This window comes from Pseudomonas sp. GD03862, from assembly GCF_029840855.1.
In the GTDB taxonomy this organism is placed as follows: Bacteria; Pseudomonadota; Gammaproteobacteria; order Pseudomonadales; family Pseudomonadaceae; genus Aquipseudomonas; species Aquipseudomonas alloputida.
The window spans coordinates 61,894-84,400 of record NZ_JAOCDI010000013.1 but is presented as its reverse complement, the minus strand read 5'-3'; the positions used below and the strand labels follow the sequence as shown (position 1 = coordinate 84,400).

The following is a 22,507-nucleotide window of genomic DNA, read 5'->3' as shown; positions in this document are numbered from 1 at the left end:
GTGTCAGTCCAGTAGTGAGAGGGTGACCGGGGTCAGGTGGTTGTCTTCGACCCGCACCAGCAGCTCGCCTTCGTTCAGGCGGGCGGTCAGGCGTTGGCCGTTGCGGGTCTGTTCGGCGCTGCGAATGGCCTGGCCTTGCTCATCCAGCAAAATGCTGTATCCACGGGCCAGGGTGGCCAGCGGACTGACCACCTGCAGTGTCTGCAACTGGGCCTGGAACCGCTGGCGACGGTCCTTGAGCACCTCGCGCATGGCCCGTGGCAGGCGCTCGGCCAGGCTGTCCAGGCGCTGGTTCAGCAGTTTCAGGTTACGCCCCGGATGCTGCGCGGCCAGGCGGGCGTCCAGGCGTGCCAGGCGTTCGCGGCGCTGGTTGAGGTTGAGCATGAACGCGCGACGCAGGCGCATGTCCAGGTCGTCCAGGCGTTGAGCCTGCTGGCGCAAACGCTCGCCTGGGTGGCGCAGGCGCCGGGTGAGTGACTCCAGGCGCAGGCGGTCGTGGGTCAGACGGTTCTGCATGCGCAGCAGCAGGCGCCGTTGCAGGCCATCCAGGCGTTGCCGAAGGCCGCTGTTGTCAGGGGCCAGCAGCTCGGCGGCAGCCGACGGGGTGGGCGCGCGCACGTCAGCCACGAAGTCGCTGATCGACACGTCGGTTTCATGGCCCACGGCGCTGACAATCGGCGTGACGCAGGCGGCCACGGCACGCGCCACGGCTTCCTCGTTGAAACACCACAGGTCTTCTAGCGAGCCACCACCCCGCGCCAGAATCAGCGCATCGAAGCCGAGGCTGTCGGCCAGGCGGATGGCGCGTACGATCTGCGCGATGGCTTCGCGGCCCTGTACCGCCGTAGGTATCAGGTTCAGCTCCACCTGCGGGGCACGGCGGCCGAACACGCTGATGATGTCGCGGATCACCGCGCCAGTGGGCGAGGTGATGATGCCGATGCGCTGCGGGTGAGCCGGCAGTGGCTTCTTTCGTTCGGCGCTGAACAGCCCCTCGGCCCCGAGCTTTTCCTTCAGGGCATCGAAAGCCAGGCGCAGCGCGCCATCACCGGCTGGCTCGACGGTGTCGAGAATCAGCTGGTAGTCGCCACGCCCCTCGAACAGCGAAACCTTGCCACGCACCCGCACCGCCAGGCCATCGCGCAGCGCCTGGCGTACCCGCGTGGCGTTCTGCCGGAACAACGCACAACGCACCTGGGCGCCGCTGTCCTTGAGGGTGAAGTACAGGTGGCCGGACGCCGGGCGGGCGAGGTTGGAGATTTCGCCTTCCACCCACACGCTGCGGAAAACGTCTTCCAGCAGCACGCGGGCGCGGCCGTTGAGTTGGCTGACGGTAAGGACCTCGCGGTCCAGCCCGAGTCGTTCGAAAGGGTCTTTGATCATGGCTGGCATCATAAATGACATCGGCCCCGGTTGTCTGTCCCGGGCCCTGTTGGAGCGGGTGCACCGGCGAAGAACAAGGTTCAGGCCTGCAGGGCCGTTACGAACTGCCGGGCTATCTGCCCCGCATCGCGGCGACAGGCCAGCGCCACTGTGCTCTGGCAATCTCCTTCCAGTGCCACGAAACTGACCGAAGCGGGTGCGATCTGGCGCATGCACTCTGGCAACAACGCCACCCCAAACCCCGCCTGTATCAGCTGCAACTGCGTAGTCTTGCGCGACAGTACCTGCGCCGCCTGCGGGAAGAACCCTGCCCCCATGCACAACGAGGCCGACAGGTAGCTCAAGCCACCGCGATCCCGGTGCGGGATGGAAATGAAGCGTTCTTCCTTCAATTGCTCCAGTTGCACGTGCTGAGTACCCGCCAAGGGGTGTCCAGCGGCGACCGCCAGCAACAAGGGTTCGTCGAACAACTCGTGCAGCACCACGCCTTCATGCTGGCGCAGCACCGGCAAGCGCAACAGGCCGATATCCAGCCGTCCGGCAGCAATGTCTTCCAGCTGTGCCTCCGATGACTGCTGCGCAATCTCCAGCGAAACCCCTGGGTTGTGCTTCAGGTAGTTCCCCAGGCGAGCCAGAAGCCCGCCGGTCAGCGGCACGGTGCTGGAATGGTTCAGGCGCAAGCTGCCTTGCAACCCTTGGCCAATGTCACGGGTAACCCGCTCGGCCTGTTCCAGGTCAGCCAGCAAGCGTCGCGCCCGTTCAAGAAAGGCCTGACCGGCCAGCGTCAGGCGAGGCAGGCGCGCCGTGCGTTCGAACAGCGGCGTGTCCAGTTGTTGCTCCAGCTCCTTGATCTGCCGGCTAAGGGCCGACTGGGCTACGTACAGGCGCTCGGCTGCACTGCTGAAACTGCCGCACTCGGCGATCTCCACGAAGTAACGCAACTGTCGGATCGACGTCATGTCATGCCTTTTCGAGATGGCTTTTTAAATAAAGGCATATTAGTCGGCATGGCTCATGGCTGGCTAACCTTTGCCTGTCTTCCCAGGAACTGCTGCCATGCTTGCCCAACTGTCGTTTTCCGGCCTTGACTGGCTGTCGATCCTGTTCGCCATTGCCGTGGCTTACATCGTCTTCGGCATCGCCGGCTTCGGTACTGCACTGGTGGCGGGGCCAGTGCTGATTCACTTCATGCCGTTGTCACGCATCATCCCGTTGCTGGTGCTGCTGGATTTCGTGGCCGCGTTCGGCAACCTGCTGCCGTCGCGCCGGGATGTGGTCCGCAGTGAATTGCTGCGGCTGCTGCCCTTCATGGCCTTGGGTTGTACGTTGGGCGTGGTGTTCCTGCTGCAACTGAAGTCCGACCTGTTGCTGCTGTTGATGGGGGTATTCGTGACTGCCTATGCAGTTTACGGGCTGGCAGTGAAAGTGAGGCCAGCCAGCCTGTCCGGCTTCTGGGCGGTGCCGATGGGCACGGCAGGCGGGTTGTTCGGGGCTTTGTTCGGCAGCGGCGGGTTTCTTTATGCCCTTTACCTGAGCGCACGGCTGGAGGTGAAGGAACAGGTACGCGCCACCCAGAGCGCGCTGATCAGCTGCAGTACGATAGTGCGTCTGTCACTGTTCCTGATTGCCGGTGTCTATGCCGACCAAAGCCTGCTGCTGCTCGCCGCCTCCCTGCTGCCTGTCATGTTCATTGGCCTTTGGGTAGGGCGTCGGTTGACCAACCGGTTGTCCCGCGAAGCGTTCGTACGGCTGGTGACCTGGCTGGTGCTGGCCAGTGGGCTGGCGTTGATTGGTCGCTACCTGAGCGCCTGAGCGGTAGAATTGCGTCATTACCGGCGTTTTTCAGGCTTGTCCCGTTCATGAACACCCAGAGCATCATCGTTCCAAAGCTGTCTACCGTCCCGGTGCATGAAGCCCGTGCCCGTGCCATCCTGCGCTGGCTGGTGCGCGAAAAGATCGTCGAGGAGCAGCTGACCACCTGTGGCCGCACCGGCAACCGCATGGGCCACGCCCTGGCGGCAGGGGCGCGCAAAGTGGCCCTGCACCCGGAAAAACTGCCCTTCGGCGAACCGGTCAACGGCCTGGAAGTGATGCTCAAACGCTGCATCTATACCCCCACCGAAGGCTTCCTCGAAGAAGCCGGTTGCCCGGAGTGCCGGCGCGAGGTAGGTGAGCCGTTGTTCGAAAGCCTGGAAGAGTGGATGCCGGCAGTGAGCGACAACTTCACCTGCCCACTGTGCGGCTTCGAAGATGACATCAATGGCTTCATTTACCTGCAGCCATGTGCCTTTTCCAACCTGGGGTTCATCTTCAACAACTGGGGCGAGGCAGGCTTCACCCAGGCCTTTCTCGACAGCTTCGCCGACTGGCTCGACCAGCCGGTGGCCGTGGTGCAGGTAAAACTGCCACAAGCCTGACCGAAGGCCCTTATTTTGCATTGAGCGGCGCGCCATGCATGAGTATAATGGCGCGCTTCCATTTTTCCCGCCCGGGAGCCCCCGCGATGCTGCGTATCAGCCAAGAAGCCCTGACCTTCGACGATATCCTCCTTGTACCTGGCTATTCCGAGGTACTGCCCAATGAAGTCAGTCTCAAGACCCGTTTGACCCGTGGCATCGAGCTGAACATTCCGCTGGTTTCCGCTGCCATGGATACCGTGACCGAAGCGCGTCTGGCCATTGCCATGGCTCAGGAAGGCGGTATCGGCATCATCCACAAGAACATGACCATCGAACAACAGGCCGGCGAAGTGCGCAAGGTCAAGAAGTTCGAGGCTGGCGTGGTCAAGGACCCGATCACCATCGACGCCGATGCCACTGTGCGCGACCTGTTCGAGCTGACCCGCCTGAACAACATTTCCGGCGTGCCGGTATTGGCCAACGGCGACCTGGTCGGCATCGTCACCTCCCGTGACGTGCGTTTCGAAAATCGCCTGGACGCCAAGGTTCGCGACGTGATGACGCCGAAAGAGCGCCTGGTCACCGTCCGCGAAGGCGCCGACAAGAACGAAGTTCGCGAGCTGCTGCACAAGCATCGTCTGGAAAAAGTCCTGATCGTTGACGACAAGTTCAACCTCAAGGGCATGATGACCGTCAAGGACATCGAAAAGGCCAAGGCTTACCCGCTGGCCAGCAAGGACGACCAGGGTCGCCTGCGCGTCGGCGCCGCTGTCGGCACCGGCAAGGACACCGGCGAGCGCGTTGCTGCCCTGGTGGCGGCTGGCGTTGATGTCGTCGTCGTCGACACTGCCCACGGCCACTCCAAAGGTGTGATCGACCGCGTACGCTGGGTGAAAGAAACCTACCCGCAAGTGCAGGTGATCGGCGGCAACATCGCCACCGGCGCTGCCGCCAAGGCCTTGGCCGAAGCGGGTGCCGACGCGGTCAAGGTCGGTATCGGCCCTGGCTCTATCTGCACCACCCGTATCGTTGCTGGTGTCGGCGTGCCGCAAATCAGCGCCATCGCCAACGTTGCCGCAGCACTGGAAGGCACTGGCGTGCCACTGATCGCTGACGGCGGTATCCGCTTCTCCGGTGACCTGTCCAAGGCCATCGTTGCCGGTGCGTCCTGCGTGATGATGGGTTCGATGTTCGCCGGTACCGAAGAGGCCCCGGGTGAGGTCGAGCTGTTCCAGGGTCGTTCCTACAAGGCCTACCGCGGCATGGGCTCGCTGGGTGCCATGGCACAGGCGCAAGGCTCGTCCGACCGTTACTTCCAGGACTCCTCGGCCGGCGCCGAGAAGCTGGTACCGGAAGGCATCGAAGGCCGCGTTCCTTACAAAGGCGCCCTGGCCGCGATCATCCACCAGCTGATGGGCGGCCTGCGTTCGTCCATGGGCTATACCGGCAGCGCAACCATCGAAGAAATGCGCACCAAGCCGGAGTTCGTGCGTATCACCGGTGCCGGCATGGCCGAGTCCCACGTGCACGACGTGCAAATCACCAAAGAAGCCCCTAACTACCGCGTAGGCTGAGGCTTCCAGCTACAACATAAAGCGGGGCTGTCATGACAGCCCCGCGTCGTTTCCGATTTCCACTGACGAGATTGAGTCATGGCCCTCGACATTCACGCTCACCGCATCCTGATCCTCGATTTCGGTTCCCAGTACACCCAGCTGATCGCCCGCCGCGTGCGCGAAATCGGCGTGTACTGCGAACTGCACCCGTTCGACATGGACGATGAAGCGATCCGCGAATTCAACCCGCGCGGCATCATCCTCGCCGGCGGCCCCGAGTCGGTCCACGAAGCCAACAGCCCGCGCGCTCCGCAGGCCGTGTTTGACCTGAATGTGCCTGTGCTGGGTATCTGCTACGGCATGCAGACCATGGCCGAGCAGATGGGCGGCAAGGTAGAAGGTTCCGACCTGCGTGAGTTCGGCTATGCCCGCGTGGACGTTGTCGGCAAGAGCCGCCTGCTCGACGGCATCGAAGACCACGTTGACGACGACGGCGTGCTGGGCCTGGACGTGTGGATGAGCCACGGTGACAAGGTCACCCAGATGCCTGGCAACTTCAACATTCTGGCCAGCACCCCAAGCTGCCCGATCGCCGGCATGTACGACGACGTCCGCGGCTACTACGGCGTGCAGTTCCACCCCGAAGTGACCCACACCAAGCAAGGTGGTCGCATCCTGTCCCGCTTCGTGCAGGACATCTGCGGCTGTGAAGCCCTGTGGACGGCGTCCAACATCGTCGAAGACGCCATCGCCCAGGTGCGTGCGCAAGTCGGTTCGGCCAACGTTCTGCTGGGCCTGTCCGGCGGCGTTGACAGCTCGGTGGTTGCCGCGCTGCTGCACCGCGCCATCGGCGACCAGCTGACCTGCGTATTCGTCGACAACGGCCTGCTGCGCCTGCACGAAGGCGACCAGGTGATGGCCATGTTCAAAGAGAACATGGGCGTCAAGGTGATCCGCGCCGACGCTGAAAAGCAGTTCCTCGACAACCTGGAAGGCGAAGCCGACCCTGAGAAGAAGCGCAAGATCATCGGCCGCACCTTCATCGACGTGTTCGATGCCGAAGCCAGCAAGCTGGAGAACATCCAGTTCCTCGCCCAGGGCACCATCTACCCGGACGTGATCGAGTCGGCTGGCGCCAAGAGCGGCAAGGCCCACGTGATCAAGTCGCACCACAACGTAGGCGGCCTGCCGGAGGAGATGAACCTCAAGCTGGTCGAGCCGCTGCGTGAACTGTTCAAGGACGAAGTGCGCAAGATCGGCCTGGAGCTGGGCCTGCCATACGACATGGTCTACCGCCACCCGTTCCCGGGCCCGGGCCTGGGCGTACGTATCCTCGGTGAAGTGAAGAAGGAATACGCCGACATCCTGCGTCGCGCCGACCACATCTTCATCGAAGAGCTGCGCAAGGCCGACTGGTACCACAAGACCAGCCAGGCGTTCGTGGTGTTCCAGCCGGTCAAGTCGGTCGGCGTCGTCGGCGACGGCCGTCGCTACGCCTGGGTCGTGGCCCTGCGTGCCGTCGAGACCGTGGACTTCATGACCGCGCGTTGGGCACACCTGCCGTACGAGCTGCTGGAAACCGTCAGCGGTCGAATCATCAACGAAATCGACGGTATCTCGCGCGTTACCTACGACGTGTCGAGCAAGCCGCCTGCCACTATCGAGTGGGAGTGATCGGGTAGCCAGCCCAGGCTGGCACCCGCAGGACGGATACACCAGAAAGCCCGCATGATTGCGGGCTTTCTGGTTCTTGTTCGTTAAGATTGCTTATTCTTCTGGCTTTCTGGCAAATAGCGCTTTCTGGTAGGCGTTATAGGACAGCAGCCTACTCCTCACTGCGATGAACTCATCACCCTCCACGCGTTGCGGGTGCTTTTCCTGCGGGTCATCCTCAAGGTTGTATTTAGTCAGGGTGTCCGAACTGAATTCGTATATGTATTTGTACGGGTGCTCCACCAAGGCTGACGCCAGTTGGTCAAAGAACGTGGACATGAAGAATGTGCGTTTCCCCTGTTCCCTCAACAAGCTGATGCCTTGTACCGAGAGGGGGGATTCGGTCACATCAAAAAAATCGGCAACCGTGGGCGCAATATCGATCTGGTGACTGGTGGTTGAGGCGGGTTTGGGCAGTGCCTTTCCATTACTCCAGAAAATCAGGGGTACGCTCACTTCTTCTTCGTGCATGGACGCGTTGTGAATGAACAGACCGTGCTCACCAAATGACTCACCGTGGTCACCCACGAGTACGAATAATGTCGAGTCCAGAAGGCCTTGCTTGTCGAAGGATGTCAGCATTTCACCCAGTACGCTGTCTGTCTTGGCTATGCAGTCTTCATACTTTTCCAGCTCGCTCTGTAATGGGGGCCCTTGGCTGCATTGGTAGGGGTAGTGGGCTGCGCTTGGGAAATAGAGCGCGATGAAACCCTTGCCATTCTTTTTGATGTTTTCCAGGTAAGCGATGCTGGACGAAAACAGCTGTTCATCACTTTCACCGAAGCTGCTGGCGTTTTGTGAGCGGTTCTCGGCGGGGATGAGCTCCGAAATTCCGTAAGCATTCGACACACCGATGGATTTCAGGAAGCCCTCCATGTTTTCGAACTGCAGGTACAGCGAGCTGAAGGCGACGGCTTCCATGTTTTTCCTGTTCTTCAGCTCATGGATGACACTGGGTTGTAGCAGGTACATGGCTTCTTTGATTTCAATATCAGGGTAGGCATGCAGCCCCGTCAGGATCGCGTGGTAGCCTTTGGACGAGTGAGGCACTGAGACGTACGATTTGAAGAGCATGCCCTCCCGAGCGAGCTTATCGAAGGTGGGGTAGCGCTCGGCGGTTTTGATGTCGGGAGCAAACACGCTGTTCCAGCGCACTGATTCCAGAACGATGAAGACCAGGTTCTTGAAGTCTGGCGTGGGGTGAGATTGAAGTTTTCGGATTTCGTTGACGCTGGTCAGCGGGTAGGCGGGTTGTTCGAATGGCAGCGACGGTCTATGCGGCGCTGCGGTCAAGGAAGTGGTGTTTCTGAGTGTTGTGACCAGCGGGCTGATGACAATGTTTTCGTTCAGGTGATAGCGCGCGTCTTTGGCATGGATGGAGCCGAAGAGCAGGGCGCCGATCACCAGCAGTGATGCCCAGAGGTGTTGTCTTTTCTTTACTGTGCGGGTGCGCTGTTCTTTATAAGCGATGCAGGTTGCCAGCCCAGCGAAAGACCAGGTCGCCAGGTAAGCCAGAAAAAGCACAAAGACAATGAACCTGAATGTGTGCCCGAAACCGGCAGATTGCGTGAGAAACACCTCGGCCCCGGAGGTCAGGTTGCTTGCGTTTTGCAGGCTGTAGCTTATCAGTTGCCAGTCCAGTGGCTTTAGCCATAGCTCCCGAACACGCATGTCCACCAGCAGGAACAGCAGCAAGGCGCCTGAGGCGATGCTCAACAGATAGAAGTTGAATTTGTTTCTGGTAATGGTGTTGGCGGCAATCACATAGAGGGCAACCACTAACAGCACGTCTTGAAGCAAGTACAGGGCAATGTCGAAAACACCGGTCTCCACCCATCGATGGGAGAAAAACTCGATCAGGATGATCTTCGGTGCCAGCAGCAGGCCTGCAGCGAGCAGGAGCGAGATATGCAGTAATGAATTCCTGAGCCACATGGTGTCTACCTTCGCATTCACAGAGCCGGCGTCTTGTCTGAAGCGATAGGCGGGCAAAAGGCCAGCACCTGCGCACCCCGTTTTTAGACTTAAGCAGCCCACCCTGAATTCGGCAAGCCAGCCCCGGGGCGTTTGTTGGGTACCGAGGGGGGAGCGGGTTGCCACTGGCGATCGCGGCCGCTAACCGGCCGTGCGACAAGACTTCACTTAATATTTCGCAAATGCAGGTGTATCGTATTCGCCCTTCATCGCCAGCCCCTGCTGGCAGACTGATTGCGCAGAAACGAGGTACCCGCACCGATGTCCTTTACCCGTCGACAAATGCTCAAAGGCCTTACTGGTCTGGTTGTGGTAGGCCTGGGCGCCGGGGGCGCGGCGCGCTACTGGCTGGGCAAGGTCGAGGACGAGAATGCCGGGCACGACTACGAGCTGATTGCTGCCCCACTGGAAGTGGAGCTGGTGCCGGGTTTCAAGACCGAAGCCTGGGCCTTCGGCCCATCGGCACCTGGCACCGAACTGCGGGTACGCCAAGGCACCTGGTTGCGGGTGCGTTTCATCAATCACCTGCCGGTCGAAACCACCATCCACTGGCACGGCATCCGCCTGCCGCTGGAGATGGATGGTGTGCCATACGTTTCGCAACTGCCGGTCAAGCCTGGTGAGTACTTCGATTACAAATTCCGCGTGCCGGACGCCGGCAGCTATTGGTATCACCCCCATGTCAGCAGTTCCGAGGAGCTGGGCCGCGGTCTGGTCGGGCCGCTGATCGTCGAGGAACGTGAACCCACCGGGTTCCAGCATGAGCGTACGCTGAGCCTGAAGAACTGGCATGTGGACGAGCAGGGCGCATGGCTGCCTTTCAGCATCCCGCGCGAGGCCGCGCGCAACGGCACTGCCGGGCGGTTGATCACCATCAATGGCCAGGCCGACTCGATCACCGAGCTGCCGGCCGGCCAGGTGGTGCGGGTGCGCCTGCTGAACCTGGACAATACCTGGACCTACCGCCTCAACCTCAAGGGCAACTGCGAGGCGAGAATCTATGCCCTCGATGGCAACCCAGTGACCCCGCGTGCGCTGGATGAGTACTGGCTAGGGCCGGGCATGCGTATCTGCCTGGCCATCCGCATTCCCGAGGCGGGTGAGGAAATCTCCCTGCGCGACGGTTTCGTGCGCCTGGGCACCCTGCGTTCGGTGGCCAGCAACGACGCGCCGAGTGACTGGCCGCCCGCGCTGCCGCCCAATCCGATCGCCGAGCCGGACCTGGAGAATGCCGAAAAGCTGAACTTCAATTTCGAGTGGGCGGCCAGCGTCTCTGTCACCCCTGATCCGGCCAAGCCGTCGAGCATGTGGCAGATCAACGGCCAGGCCTGGGATATTACCGACAAGACCTGCGCCGACCGCCCCATCGCCACGTTGCAGAAGGGCAAGAGCTACATCTTCGAGCTTAAGAACATGACCCAGTACCAGCACCCGATCCACTTGCATGGCATGAGCTTCAAGGTGATCGCCTCCAACCGTCACGACATCAAGGAGCCGTGGTTCACCGACACCTACTTGCTGGGCAAGAACGAGCGCGCCCAGGTAGCACTGGTGGCGGATAACCCTGGGACCTGGATGTTTCACTGCCACGTCATCGACCACATGGAAACCGGCCTGATGGCCGCGATTGCGGTGGTCTGATGCGCCCGCAGATCATCGATCGCAGTCGCGATCAGGAATTCATGCGTCTGGCGCTGGCCTTGGCCGCCGAAGGCGCGGCGTTGGGCGAGGTGCCAGTGGGGGCGGTGCTGGTACAGCATGGGCAGGTGATCGGCCAGGGTTTCAATCGGCCGATCATCGACAGCGACCCCAGCGCGCATGCCGAGATGGTGGCGATCAGGGCGGCAGCCAGGTCGGCCAGCAACTACCGGCTACCCGGCAGCACCCTGTATGTGACCCTGGAACCGTGCAGCATGTGTGCAGGGCTGATCGTGCATTCGCGGGTGATGCGCGTGGTGTTTGGCGCGCTGGAACCCAAGGCCGGGATCGTGCAGAGCCAGGGGCAGTTCTTTGGCCAAGGCTTTCTCAACCACCGGGTGATGGTGGAGGGCGGGGTGCTGGCGCAAGAGTGCGGGCAGATCCTCAGCGACTTCTTCAAGGCCCGCCGGGCCAAGGCTTGAGCTGCAACGGCCTCTTCGCGGGCAAGCCCGCTCCTATAGGTTCTGCGCAAATCTTGTAAGCGCGGGCGTGCCCGCGAAGAGGCCTGCTGGCTTACATCGGCGACGACTTATCCGCTGGCTTGTCCTTGTTGACCCCGGGCACATGCAGGTTGCCCTCGGCCACCTGGCCTTCGAGCTGCGGCTGGGTCACCCAGGTGAGGATGTCGTAGTAACGGCGGATGTTGGCCACGAAATGCACCGGTTCGCCCCCACGGGCATAGCCGTACTTGGTCTGCCGGTACCACTGCTTCTGAGCCAGCCGCGGCAGCATCTTCTTCACGTCCAGCCACTTGTTCGGGTTGAGCTTCTCGCGCTTGGCCAGGGTGCGGGCGTCTTCCAGATGGCCGCCACCGACATTGTAGGCAGCAAGGGCGAACCAGGTGCGGTCCGGCTCCTTGATGCTGTCGTCAAGCTCTTCCTTGATCTTCATGAAGTACTTGGCGCCGCCCTGGATGCTCTGCCTCGGGTCCAGGCGGTTGGACACGCCCATGGCCTGGGCGGTGCGCTGGGTCAGCATCATCAGGCCGCGCACGCCGGTCTTGGAGGTGACTTCCGGCTGCCACATCGATTCCTGGTAGCCGATGGCTGCCAGCAGGCGCCAGTCGACCTGCTCGACCTTGGCGTAGCTCTTGAAGTGCTTCTCGTACTTGGGCAGGCGCTGTTGCAGGTGCTGGGCGAAGGTGTAGGCGCCGACATAGCCAAGTACGTCGACATGACCGTAGTAGCGGTCCTTCAAGCGCTGAAGGGTGCCGTTTTTCTGTGCCTTGTCGAGATACTCGTTGATTTCGTTGAGCAGGCTGTTGTCTTCGCCTGCGGCCACTGCCCAGCGCTGGGCACGGGTTTCGCCCAAATCGAAGGCGACCCGCACGTTGGGGAAATACACCTGGTTCATCGCCAGTTCGTTGGAGTCCACCAGGGTCAAGTCGATCTGACCTTCGTCCACCATGCGCAGCAGGTCGACCACTTCGACGGCGTCCGATTCCTCGTATTGCAAGGCCGGGTACTGCTTTTTCAGCTCGGCCAGCTGGTCAGCATGGCTGCTGCCCTTGAGCACCATGATCTTCTTGCCGACCAAACCCTTGGCGCCGGTGGGGCGCGGGCGGCCGTTGCGGTAGATGACCTGCGGGGTCACCTCCAGATAGGGATGGGAGTATCTCACCTGGGTTTTGCGCCGCTCACTGCTGACCAGGCCGGCGGCAGCCAGTACCGGGCCGGAGGGCTTGCCGAGGGCGTCGTACAGCTCGTCCAGGTTGTCGGCGGTCTCGATCTGCAGCTTTACGCCGAGATCGTCGGCGAAATGCTGGACCAGTTCGTACTCGAAGCCGGTTTCGCCGTTACGGTCCTGGAAGTAGGTTGCCGGGCTGTTGCGTGTGATCACGCGCAGCACGCCATCCTCCTTCACGCGCTCGAGGGTGCTGGGTTTTTCAACGCAGGCACCTAGCAGCAGAAAGAGTCCGGTTGCGAGAAGCCATTTGGCGCAACGCTGGCGCAAATCAGTGTGGGCGAACATAGGTTGCAGTATACGCAAAGGACTGGCCCAACCATATCTCGACAACTGTTAGCTTGTCTGGTAGCGGGTTGTGTGGTTGGGGAGGGGGGGGATTGCATCAGGGCTACCAGGTGGCCGGCTTGAGACATTCAGCGCCTGGGCGATCGAGCGCCGCCAGGTGTCCGCCTTGAGACATTCAGCGCCTGGGAGATCGAGCGCCGCAGGTGCCCGCCTTAAAATATTCAGCGCCTATGAGATCGAGCGCCGCCCGCGCGGCGCTTCGCGGGTAAACCCGCTCCTACGTTTGTTTCGGGCCAATTATGCCTGTGGGATTTGCGCGCGAACGCCTTGGTGCCTATCTCGATATCGCGTCGTACCAACAAGGCGGTCGCGCGCGCCAGGCACAGGATGGACTGGCCCGAAACAAACGTAGGAGCGGGTTTACCCGCGAAGCGCCGCGCGGGCGGCGCTCGATCTCACAGGCGCAGAATGTCTCGAGGCGGACACCTGGCGGCGCTCGATCTCACAGGCGCAGAATGTCTCGAGGCGGACACCTGGCGGCGCTCGATCTCATAGGCGCTGAATGTGTCGAACCGGACACCCGGCGCCGCTCGATCTCGTCTCAAGCCGGACTCCTCTGAAAACTGACCCCGAAGTCCGGTTCCGCCGCCCGGCAGGCGTGGCTTAGAGCAGGTGCCGAAAGCCATCGAATTAGGCTAGAATGCACGGCCTCTAAGCACACCCCTTCCTGAGGCTGTCCCGACGATGTTGATCCTGCGCGGCGCTCCTGCCCTTTCTGCCTTTCGCCACGGTAAATTACTCGAGCAACTGAGCCAGAAAGTCCCCGCTGTTACTGGTTTGTATGCCGAATTTGCCCACTTCGCCGATGTCGACGGCGAGCTGACCGCCGACCAGCAGCAGGTGCTGGGCCGTCTGCTCAAGTACGGCCCGAGCGTGCCGGTACAGGAGCCGACGGGTCGTCTGTTCCTGGTGGTACCGCGCCTGGGCACCATTTCGCCATGGGCCAGCAAGGCCAGCGACATCGCCCACAACTGCGGCCTGCAGTCGATCCAGCGCCTGGAGCGCGGCATCGCCTACTACGTTGCCGGCACCCTGAGCGACGCTGATGCCGAACTGATCGCCGCCGAACTGCACGACCGCATGACCCAGCGTGTGCTCGGCCAGCTGGAGCAGGCTGCAGACCTGTTCAGCCACGCCCAGCCCAAGCCGATGACCTCGGTCGACATCCTTTCCGGCGGTCGCGACGCCCTGGCCAAGGCCAACATCGACCTGGGCCTGGCCCTGGCCGAAGACGAGATCGACTACCTGGTCAATGCCTTCCAGGGCCTCAAGCGCAACCCGAACGACATCGAACTGATGATGTTCGCCCAGGCCAACTCCGAGCACTGCCGCCACAAGATCTTCAACGCCAGTTGGGATATCGACGGCCAGGCCCAGGAAAAAAGCCTGTTCGGCATGATCAAGAACACCTACCAGATGCACAACGAAGGTGTGCTGTCGGCGTACAAGGACAACGCCTCGGTGATCGTCGGCAACGTTGCCGGCCGCTTCTTCCCGAACCCTGAAACCCGCCAGTACGGCGCGGTGCAGGAGCCGGTGCACATCCTGATGAAGGTGGAAACGCACAACCACCCGACCGCCATCGCCCCGTTCTCCGGCGCCTCCACCGGCTCCGGTGGCGAAATCCGCGACGAAGGTGCTACCGGCCGTGGCGCCAAGCCCAAGGCCGGTCTGACCGGCTTCACAGTGTCCAACCTGCGCATTCCGGGCTTCGAGCAGCCTTGGGAGCAGGCCTACGGCAAGCCCGAGCGTATCGTCGACGCCCTCGACATCATGATCGAAGGCCCTCTTGGCGGCGCTGCGTTCAACAACGAATTTGGCCGCCCGGCCCTGACCGGTTACTTCCGTACCTTCGAGCAAGCCATCAACACCCCGCACGGTGAAGAAGTGCGCGGCTACCACAAGCCGATCATGCTTGCCGGAGGTATGGGCAACATCCGTGAAGACCACGTGCAGAAGGGCGAAATCACTGTCGGCGCCAAGCTGATCGTGCTCGGTGGCCCGGCCATGCTGATCGGCCTGGGCGGCGGCGCTGCTTCGTCGGTGGCTACCGGTGCCAGCTCGGCTGACCTGGACTTCGCTTCGGTACAGCGCGAAAACCCGGAAATGGAGCGCCGTTGCCAGGAGGTCATCGACCGTTGCTGGCAGCTGGGCGACGAAAACCCGATCGCCTTCATCCACGACGTGGGCGCTGGCGGTATTTCCAACGCCTTCCCTGAGCTGGTCAACGACGGTGGCCGCGGTGGTCGCTTCGAGCTGCGCAACGTGCCCAACGACGAGCCGGGCATGGCCCCGCACGAAATCTGGAGCAACGAATCGCAAGAGCGTTACGTGCTGGCCGTCAGCGCGGTCGACTTCGAGCGCTTCAAGGCCATCTGCGAGCGCGAACGTTGCCCGTTTGCCGTGGTGGGTGAAGCGACTGAAGAACAGCACCTGACCGTCAGCGACAGCCACTTCGGCAACACCCCGGTGGACATGCCGCTGGACGTGCTGCTGGGCAAGCCGCCGCGCATGCACCGTTCGGTTACCCGCGAAGCCGAGCTGGGCGATGACTTCGACCCGAGCGAGCTGGACCTGGACAGCGCCGTCCAGCGCGTGCTGAACCACCCGGCCGTGGCCAGCAAGAGCTTCCTGATCACCATTGGCGACCGCACCATCACCGGCCTGGTTGCCCGCGACCAGATGGTCGGCCCGTGGCAGGTTCCGGTGGCCGACTGCGCCGTTACCGCCACCAGCTTCGACGTCTACACCGGTGAAGCCATGGCCATGGGCGAGCGTACGCCGCTGGCGCTGCTGGATGCCCCGGCGTCCGGCCGCATGGCCATCGGCGAAACCCTGACCAACCTGGCGGCTTCGCGCATCGAAAAGCTGTCCGACATCAAACTGTCGGCCAACTGGATGTCCGCTGCTGGTCACCCAGGTGAAGACGCACGCCTGTACGACACCGTGAAGGCTGTCGGCATGGAGCTGTGCCCGGAGCTGGGCATCACCATTCCGGTCGGCAAAGACTCGATGTCGATGAAGACCAAGTGGAGCGACGAGGGCGTCGAGAAGAGCGTCACCTCGCCGATGTCGCTGATCATCACCGGCTTCGCCCCGGTCACCGACATCCGCAAGACCCTGACCCCGCAACTGCGCATGGACAAGGGCGAGACCGACCTGATCCTGATCGACCTGGGCCGCGGCAAGAACCGCATGGGCGCCTCGATCCTGGCCCAGACCTACGGCAAGATCGCGGCCCAGGCACCGGACGTCGACGACGCCGAAGACCTCAAGGCCTTCTTCGCCGTGATCCAGGGCCTGAACGCCGACGGCCACCTGCTGGCCTACCACGACCGTTCCGACGGCGGCCTGGTCACTACCGTGCTGGAAATGGCCTTCGCCGGCCACTGCGGCCTCGACCTGCAACTCGACCCGCTGACCGACAGCAAGGGCGAAGTGCCGGCCATCCTCTTCAACGAAGAGCTGGGTGCGGTGATCCAGGTTCGCCAGGATGCTACCCCGGACGTGCTGGCACAGTTCAGCGCTGCTGGCCTGGGTGAAGAATGCGTCGCGGTGATCGGCAAGCCGGTCAACAACGCTGAAGTGACCATCAGCCTGAACGGCGAAGTGCTGTTCGACGATGACCGTCGCATGCTGCAGCGCCAGTGGGCTGAAACCAGCTACCAGATCCAGCGCCTGCGCGACAACGCCGACTGCGCTGACCAGGAATTCGACCTGCTGCTCGAGGAAGACAACCCGGGCCTGTCGGTGAAGCTGGGCTTCGACGTCAACGACGACATCGCCGCGCCTTACATCAAGAAGGGCGTGCGCCCGCAAGTGGCCATCCTGCGCGAGCAGGGCGTCAACGGCCAGGTCGAGATGGCTGCTGCCTTCGACCGCGCCGGCTTCGCCGCCATCGACGTGCACATGAGCGATATTCTCGCTGGCCGTGTCGACTTCGAAGCCTTCAAGGGCCTGGTCGCCTGTGGCGGCTTCTCGTACGGTGACGTGCTGGGCGCTGGCGAAGGCTGGGCCAAGTCGGCGCTGTTCAACGCCCGTGCCCGTGACGCCTTCCAGGCCTTCTTCGAGCGTACCGACAGCTTCGCCCTGGGCGTGTGCAACGGTTGCCAGATGATGTCCAACCTGCACGAGCTGATCCCGGGCACCGAGTACTGGCCGCACTTCGTGCGCAACCGCTCGGAGCAGTTCGAGGCACGCGTGGCCATGGTCGAAGTGCAGAAGTCCAACTCGATCTTCCTGCAGGGCATGGCCGGTTCGCGCATGCCGATCGCCATCGCCCACGGCGAAGGCCATGCCGAGTTCGCCAGCGAAGAAGCATTGCTGGAAGCCGATGTGTCCGGTTGCGTGGCCCTGCGCTACGTCGACAACCACGGCAAGGTCACCGAAGCCTACCCGGCCAACCCGAACGGCTCGCCGCGTGGTATCACCGGCCTGACCAGCCGCGACGGCCGCGTGACCATCATGATGCCGCACCCGGAGCGTGTGTTCCGCGCTGTGCAGAACTCCTGGCGCCCGGACGAGTGGCAGGAAGATGCCGCGCTGATGCGTATGTTCCGCAACGCACGGGTGTGGGTGAACTAAGGCGTGTACAAGCTCGCCTTCTTCGTCCCCGCCAGCCATGTCGAAGTGGTCAAGGCCGCTGTGTTCGCTGCTGGCGGCGGGCGCATCGGTGACTATGACCACTGCGCCTGGCAAACCCTTGGCCATGGCCAGTTCCGCCCGTTGGACGGCAGCCAGCCGTTCCTCGGGCAAGCGGGCCAGGTCGAGGCGGTGGAAGAGTGGAAGGTGGAGCTGGTGGTGGCTGACGAGCTGATTGTGCAGGTCGTCGCTGCGCTCAAGCAGAGCCACCCGTACGAGACGCCAGCCTATGAAGTCTGGCGGCTCGCCGAGTTCTAGAACGCATCACGGCTATTCGCGGGCACGCCCGCTCCCACAGGGATATCACAATCTTCAGAACCGTGATATCCCTGTGGGAGCGGGCGTGCCCGCGAAAGGGCCCTACAATCCAGCTACAATCTCCTTGCCTGGCTCCGGCCGCTTCAACATTCCACAAGCCAGCAACCCCATCTCGAACAGCACCCACATCGGCACTGCCAGCATCGTCTGCGAAAACACATCCGGCGGTGTCAGGATCATCCCCACCACAAAGCACCCGACGACCACGTAGGGCCTGCTGCGCCGCAATGTGGCCACATCGGCCAACCCTGCCCAGACCACGATGAACGTCGCCACCGGGATCTCGAACGCCAGCCCGAACGCCAGAAACAGCGCCAGGATAAAGTCCAGGTACTGGCTGATATCGGTCATCATCGCCACGCCGTCCGGCGTCACGCTGGCAAAGAAACCGAACATCATCGGGAAAACCAGGAAGAACGCGAACGCCATGCCGGCATAGAACAAAACGATGCTCGATACCAGCAGCGGCAGGGCAATGCGCCGTTCACGGCGGTACAGCCCAGGCGCCAGAAAGCCCCAGGCCTGATGCAGCAGCAGCGGCATGGCCAGGAACAGGGCGCACATCGCGGTCAGCTTGAACGGTGCCAGAAAGGGCGAGGTGACGCTGGTGGCGATCATGCTCGCGCCTTCCGGCAAAAAGCGCCGTAGCGGCTCGGATATGAGCGTGTACAGCGTCTGGGCAAAGGGGAACAGGCCGGCGAACACCAATGCCACCAGCGCCAGGCAACGCACCAGGCGTTTGCGCAGGTCGCGCAGGTGTTCGGTCAGGGGCATGCTCGCGGCAGGGTCCATGGCAATACTCATGAAGCATTTTCCTTGGGCAGCACGGCCGTGGCCGCATCATTGGCCGGTTCCGCGTTCAGGCTGATGCCCTGGCGGATCTCCTGTTCCAGGCGTTGCAGAGGTGCCTGGTCGAGGTTGGGCATCTCGATTTCGCGCTCCACCTGCGTGCGCAAGGCGTGCATGGCCCGGCGCGCCTGGCCCAGGCCGCGGCCGAGGGTACGGGCTGCCACCGGCAGGCGCTCGGGGCCCAGCACCAATAGCGCGACGACGCCGATCAGCAGCAACTCGCTGAAGCCTACCTCGAACATCAGGCCTGGCGGTCCGCTTGAGATTGCTGGGCCACTTGGCCGTTCAGCGGGCACTGTTGCTGCACGTGCGCCTGGCCAGCGGCGCTGGCGTCATTGTCACCACCCATGGACTTGCGAAAACCCTGGATCGCCTCGCCCACATCGCTACCCAGGCCCTTCAGGCGCTTGGTACCAAACAGCAAGAACACGATCAGCAGTACGATCACCAGTTGCCAGATTCCAATGCCACCCATAGCGACCACTCCTGTAAGGTCATGAAAAGGAAGGGCAATCCTGCCTTGCCTAGATGACGTGCACATGACGAACGGGCATTGCCATCTAGCTGAAACACCCCGCGTGTTGACTGGCGTTTTTATTCCGCGAGCGAGGCACGCACGGATGGGTGGAAGGCAACAGCAGGGTGCGGCCCTGTTGATGGTGATGGTGGTGCTGGCAATGCTGGCGGCGGGCATGGCCTGGCTGGTGGAGGATGGCCGGCGTCAGGTCGACGAAGTGCGCCTGCTGCACCAGCGAGTGCAGGTGCGGGCCATGGAGCAGGCCGGCCTGGCCTATGCCGGGCAGGCCCTGCGGGACCCTGCCTGGCGGCTCAGTCCGCTGTTCTGGCAAGCCTTGCGCGGGCAGCCGCTGAACTACGACTTTGGCGCTGGCCAGGCGCAGTTGCGGGTACGCGACCAGCACACCTGCTTCAATGTAAACGCATTGCTCGGCGCCGACGGCGAACGCGCCGAGCGCCAGTTGCGTTACTTGCTGGGCAATGACATGGCGGCCGAACGCCTGGTCGATGCCCTGGCCGACTGGCTCGATGCCGACAGTGATGCCCGCCTGCAGGGCGCCGAGAGCGCCCAGTACCTGCGTCAGCAACCGCCACGGCTGGCGGCTGACCAGCCGATGCTCGACACCAGCGAGCTGAACCTGTTGCTGGAGCCGGACGCCAGCCGCCAGGCGCGTTACCCGATGCTGTGCGCCTTGCCCCAGACCACGGGTTGGCGGCTCAACGCCAATGCGCTGGGGTTGGAGCATCTGCCTCTGCTGGAGGCGCTGTATGAAGGGCGTTACTCGCGTTCGTTGCTAAGCCGCATTGTCAGCGGCAGGCCGGCGTCGGGGTATGTGGACGCGGCTGCACTGCGCCAGGCGCTGGGGGCGGTGGATGACGAAACGTTCGAACGGTTGAGCGAAGGGCTGCTGCTCAACAGCGGTCATTTTCTGTTGCAGCTGTCGTTCGAGGAAGAGGGGCGGGTGATGCGCAGCGAGTTCCAGGTGGAGGCGCTGGGGGTGGTGCAATGGCATGCCCGGGTGCCCGCGCAGCAAGTGCGGGTGCGTAGCCGGGAGCCGATAGCCTGGTAACGTTCACTGACCTCTTAGCGGGCAAATCCGCCCCTACGCTGGTTCTGTAACCAGTGAGCCCCCGTAGGAGCGGGCTTGCCCGCGAAGAGGCCGGTACAGCCAGCAAAAGTTGGCTGACCGGCACGGGATCAAACGGTCCCGATCTCCCCACCATCAATACGCTGGATCACCACCGTCGAAGCCCGCGGCCGTACGGTAGCCCCAGCCGGCGTCGCATCGGTCGCCTTGTCGGTATACGGCCAGTTGTCCGGGTGTTGAATGTTGACGAACAGCGTCTTGTTGTCCGGGGTAAAGGTAATACCGGTCACCTCGCAACCATTTGGCCCGACAAAGAAGCGCCGCAGGTCCACCTGGTTCTGTGCGTTCACTGGCACCTGCTTGCCGCTGGCATCCACCAGGTCGGTAGGGATCACCGCCAGCAACTGGTCGTTGGTGTAGTCGGTCAAGGTGGTTTCGCCGTTGTCGGTCTCGAACCACAGCACGCCGCGGCTATCGAAGCTCATGCCGTCGGGGCTGGCGAACTGGTTCAGTTCGGTCAGGCCGGAGCGGTTGATGTCGGCGGTGCCGGCAGCGTTGGCGCCGAACACGAAGATGTCCCAGGTAAAGCTCAGTTGGTCGTCGCTGTCGTGCCAGCGAATGATGTGGCCGTGTCGGTTCGGGCCGCGTGGGTTCGCTGCATCGACCTTGTCCGGGGTACGTGCACTGTTGTTGGTCAGGGTCAGGTATACGTCGCCGTTCAGCGGGTTGACCGTGGTCCATTCCGGGCGGTCCATCGGCGTTGCGCCCACGGCATCGCCAGCACCACGGGTGTTGAGGATGATGCCCGGCAGGTCACCATACAGCGCGCCCAGGGTGCTGCCGCCGGTGGTGGCGGTGGCCACGTCCAGCAGCAGCCATACGCCGGTGCCGTCGGCATTGAAGCGGGCCACGTAGAGTTTGCCTTGGTCGAGGTACTTGGCGCCGGTGGCCAGGCGGTCGGCCGGGTTGGCATCAGCGGCGTCCCACACGGCGGTGGACACCCACTTGTACAGGTACTCGTTGTTCGAGTCGTCACCCATGTACCACACCAGCGGCTTGCCGGCGACGGGCAGGCCGGGGGCGCAGCCCTCGTGGCGGAAGCGGCCCAGCGCAGTGCGTTTGGTGGCCAGGGTGCTGTTGTTGTACGGATCGATCTCGACGATGTAACCGTAGGTGCTGGCTTCGTTGCGGTAGTCGTCGGTGGCGCTGGCGCCTTTGACGGTAACGTCGAAGCGGGTGAATTCGTCGTCCACTTCGCTGGCGTCACCGGCAGCGGTTTCCCACTTGTACTGGCCGCTGGAGGTGCCCACGCCAATGCGGCGCTGGTCCTCGGGGCGGGTGCCCTTGTTGACGAAGATGCCCGGCCAGTTCTCTTCGCAGGTCAGGTAGGTGCCCCACGGGGTATAGCCATTGCCGCAGTTGTTGTTGGTGCCACGGCAGTGGGTGCCAGCAGTGGAATACTTGGTCTTGACGTGGTCGGTGCCACGCAGCGGGCCGGTGATTTCCATGCGTGAAGCAGTGGTGAAGCGACGGTTCAGCGGGTCGTTGTCGACCACCTGCCAGCGGCCGTTGATTTTCTGCAGGCGTACCACGCCAGCACCGTGTGCGTTGATTTCCTTGCGCACTTCCTCAACCGGGCGCTTGCCGTTGACATCGGTAGTGGGGCCGGCCGGGTGCAGGGCGGCGGTATCGATGTACTCGAAATTGATTGCCAGCAGGCCGTCTTCCGAGCTGCCGTTGATGGGGAAGAAGTGCATGCCGTCGTGGTGCATGCCCATGGCGTTGGCCTGGTCGGTCGAGGTGTTGCTGCCGTCGGACTTCCACGGGTTGCCGTTGCTGTTCAGTGGCGTGCCCCAAGGCGCCAGCACATAGGCGCTATAGCCGGCGGCGACCACACAGGCGTCGGTGCGCGAGCCTGGGATGGACTGGAAGCCTAGCGCCAGTTTCGGCACTTCCGGCTCGGTGACTGGCGGTTCGGTCACCGGTGGCTCGGTGACCGGATCATCGTGATCGGAACCACCACCGTCGAAGCAGCCTGTCAGGCCGGTACCGGCGATCATGGCGATGGCGGCGCCCAAGCTGCCGCGCATCACGCTGCGGCGGCTCAGGTAGGCGTCCATGACGTTGGCCATCGGCAGGTTGCCGCTTTGGTTCCGGTCCAGGTTGTCGCCGGTATCTCGACTCATCAGGTTGTCCTTATGTTGGCTGAGTTGGAAGAAACCGCGACTGTAAGGCGCAAGTGTGATGATTCCTTGGCAGAAATGTTAACGAGCTTTTAAAACTTCCGGTTCTTGGATGGGTGTTCTAAAGATCGAATTGGAATTGCTGTCGGATTTCTGCC

At 62.6% G+C, this 22,507-nt stretch carries 17 protein-coding genes; 9 read left to right on the top strand and 8 right to left on the bottom strand.

The window, feature by feature from the left end; all coding sequences use genetic code 11:
- Positions 1–3: 3 nt before the first annotated feature.
- Both xseA and N5D53_RS11285 read right to left on the bottom strand, forming a co-directional pair.
- On the bottom strand, positions 4–1,383 hold the full coding sequence (xseA, locus tag N5D53_RS11290) for an exodeoxyribonuclease VII large subunit (protein WP_104960875.1): 1,380 nt from the start codon (positions 1,381–1,383) through the stop codon (positions 4–6).
- Between the two features lie 80 nt (positions 1,384–1,463).
- Positions 1,464–2,342, bottom strand: coding sequence for a LysR substrate-binding domain-containing protein (locus N5D53_RS11285; RefSeq protein WP_104960876.1), 879 nt, complete (start codon positions 2,340–2,342; stop codon positions 1,464–1,466).
- Positions 2,343–2,439: 97 nt separating this feature from the next.
- On the opposite strand from N5D53_RS11285, the gene N5D53_RS11280 reads away from it, so the two are divergent.
- The 4 genes from N5D53_RS11280 to guaA all read left to right on the top strand — a co-directional run bounded on the left by N5D53_RS11280 (position 2,440) and on the right by guaA (position 7,012).
- A complete protein-coding gene (locus tag N5D53_RS11280; protein ID WP_104960877.1) occupies positions 2,440–3,195 on the top strand; it encodes a sulfite exporter TauE/SafE family protein in 756 nt (251 codons plus the stop codon).
- A 47-nt stretch (positions 3,196–3,242) separates the two neighbouring features.
- Complete coding sequence (locus N5D53_RS11275; protein WP_104960878.1) at positions 3,243–3,800, top strand: sugar ABC transporter ATPase; 558 nt, start codon at positions 3,243–3,245, stop codon at positions 3,798–3,800.
- Between the two features lie 86 nt (positions 3,801–3,886).
- Positions 3,887–5,356, top strand: a complete 1,470-nt coding sequence (guaB, locus tag N5D53_RS11270) for an IMP dehydrogenase (protein ID WP_003255025.1) — start codon at positions 3,887–3,889, stop codon at positions 5,354–5,356.
- Positions 5,357–5,434: 78 nt separating this feature from the next.
- Positions 5,435–7,012, top strand: coding sequence for a glutamine-hydrolyzing GMP synthase (guaA, locus tag N5D53_RS11265; RefSeq protein ID WP_010952209.1), 1,578 nt, complete (start codon positions 5,435–5,437; stop codon positions 7,010–7,012).
- A 93-nt stretch (positions 7,013–7,105) separates the two neighbouring features.
- On the opposite strand, the gene N5D53_RS11260 is transcribed toward guaA, so the two are convergent.
- Positions 7,106–8,986: a sulfatase-like hydrolase/transferase gene (locus N5D53_RS11260; protein WP_104960879.1), complete on the bottom strand. Its 1,881-nt coding sequence runs from the start codon at positions 8,984–8,986 to the stop codon at positions 7,106–7,108.
- A 300-nt stretch (positions 8,987–9,286) separates the two neighbouring features.
- On the opposite strand from N5D53_RS11260, the gene N5D53_RS11255 reads away from it, so the two are divergent.
- Together N5D53_RS11255 and tadA are read left to right on the top strand one after the other, a co-directional pair.
- Positions 9,287–10,666, top strand: a complete 1,380-nt coding sequence (locus tag N5D53_RS11255; protein WP_020193354.1) for a multicopper oxidase family protein — start codon at positions 9,287–9,289, stop codon at positions 10,664–10,666.
- The gene (gene tadA, locus N5D53_RS11250) at positions 10,666–11,145 is read left to right on the top strand and encodes a tRNA adenosine(34) deaminase TadA (protein WP_012051365.1); all 480 of its coding nucleotides are present in this window, start codon (positions 10,666–10,668) and stop codon (positions 11,143–11,145) included. The genes N5D53_RS11255 and tadA overlap by 1 nt, the downstream gene beginning before the upstream one ends.
- A 91-nt stretch (positions 11,146–11,236) precedes the next feature.
- On the opposite strand, the gene mltF is transcribed toward tadA, so the two are convergent.
- Positions 11,237–12,694 carry a membrane-bound lytic murein transglycosylase MltF gene (gene mltF, locus N5D53_RS11245; RefSeq protein WP_104960880.1) on the bottom strand — a complete coding sequence of 486 codons (1,458 nt, stop codon included), beginning with the start codon at positions 12,692–12,694 and terminating at the stop codon, positions 11,237–11,239.
- Positions 12,695–13,438: 744 nt separating this feature from the next.
- Here mltF and purL point away from each other — a divergent pair.
- Both purL and N5D53_RS11235 read left to right on the top strand, forming a co-directional pair.
- The gene (gene purL / locus N5D53_RS11240; RefSeq protein ID WP_104960881.1) at positions 13,439–17,338 is read left to right on the top strand and encodes a phosphoribosylformylglycinamidine synthase; all 3,900 of its coding nucleotides are present in this window, start codon (positions 13,439–13,441) and stop codon (positions 17,336–17,338) included.
- Between the two features lie 3 nt (positions 17,339–17,341).
- Positions 17,342–17,653: a YqfO family protein gene (locus N5D53_RS11235; protein WP_104960882.1), complete on the top strand. Its 312-nt coding sequence runs from the start codon at positions 17,342–17,344 to the stop codon at positions 17,651–17,653.
- 102 nt (positions 17,654–17,755) lie between these two features.
- On the opposite strand, the gene tatC is transcribed toward N5D53_RS11235, so the two are convergent.
- Genes tatC through tatA form a run of 3 tightly spaced genes read right to left on the bottom strand, consistent with a single transcriptional unit; the run spans position 17,756 to position 19,037 of the window.
- A complete protein-coding gene (gene tatC, locus N5D53_RS11230; protein WP_010952216.1) occupies positions 17,756–18,517 on the bottom strand; it encodes a twin-arginine translocase subunit TatC in 762 nt (253 codons plus the stop codon).
- Positions 18,514–18,804, bottom strand: coding sequence for a Sec-independent protein translocase protein TatB (gene tatB / locus N5D53_RS11225; RefSeq protein ID WP_003255013.1), 291 nt, complete (start codon positions 18,802–18,804; stop codon positions 18,514–18,516). The genes tatC and tatB overlap by 4 nt, the downstream gene beginning before the upstream one ends.
- Complete coding sequence (gene tatA, locus N5D53_RS11220; RefSeq protein WP_104960883.1) at positions 18,804–19,037, bottom strand: twin-arginine translocase TatA/TatE family subunit; 234 nt, start codon at positions 19,035–19,037, stop codon at positions 18,804–18,806. The genes tatB and tatA overlap by 1 nt, the downstream gene beginning before the upstream one ends.
- A gap of 145 nt (positions 19,038–19,182) precedes the next feature.
- Between tatA and gspK the strand changes: the two genes are divergently transcribed.
- The gene (gene gspK, locus N5D53_RS11215; protein WP_003255010.1) at positions 19,183–20,148 is read left to right on the top strand and encodes a type II secretion system minor pseudopilin GspK; all 966 of its coding nucleotides are present in this window, start codon (positions 19,183–19,185) and stop codon (positions 20,146–20,148) included.
- A 128-nt stretch (positions 20,149–20,276) separates the two neighbouring features.
- On the opposite strand, the gene N5D53_RS11210 is transcribed toward gspK, so the two are convergent.
- Entirely contained in the window at positions 20,277–22,352 is a 2,076-nt protein-coding gene (locus N5D53_RS11210) for a PhoX family phosphatase (RefSeq protein ID WP_104960884.1), read from the bottom strand.
- Between the last annotated feature and the right edge of the window lie 155 nt (positions 22,353–22,507).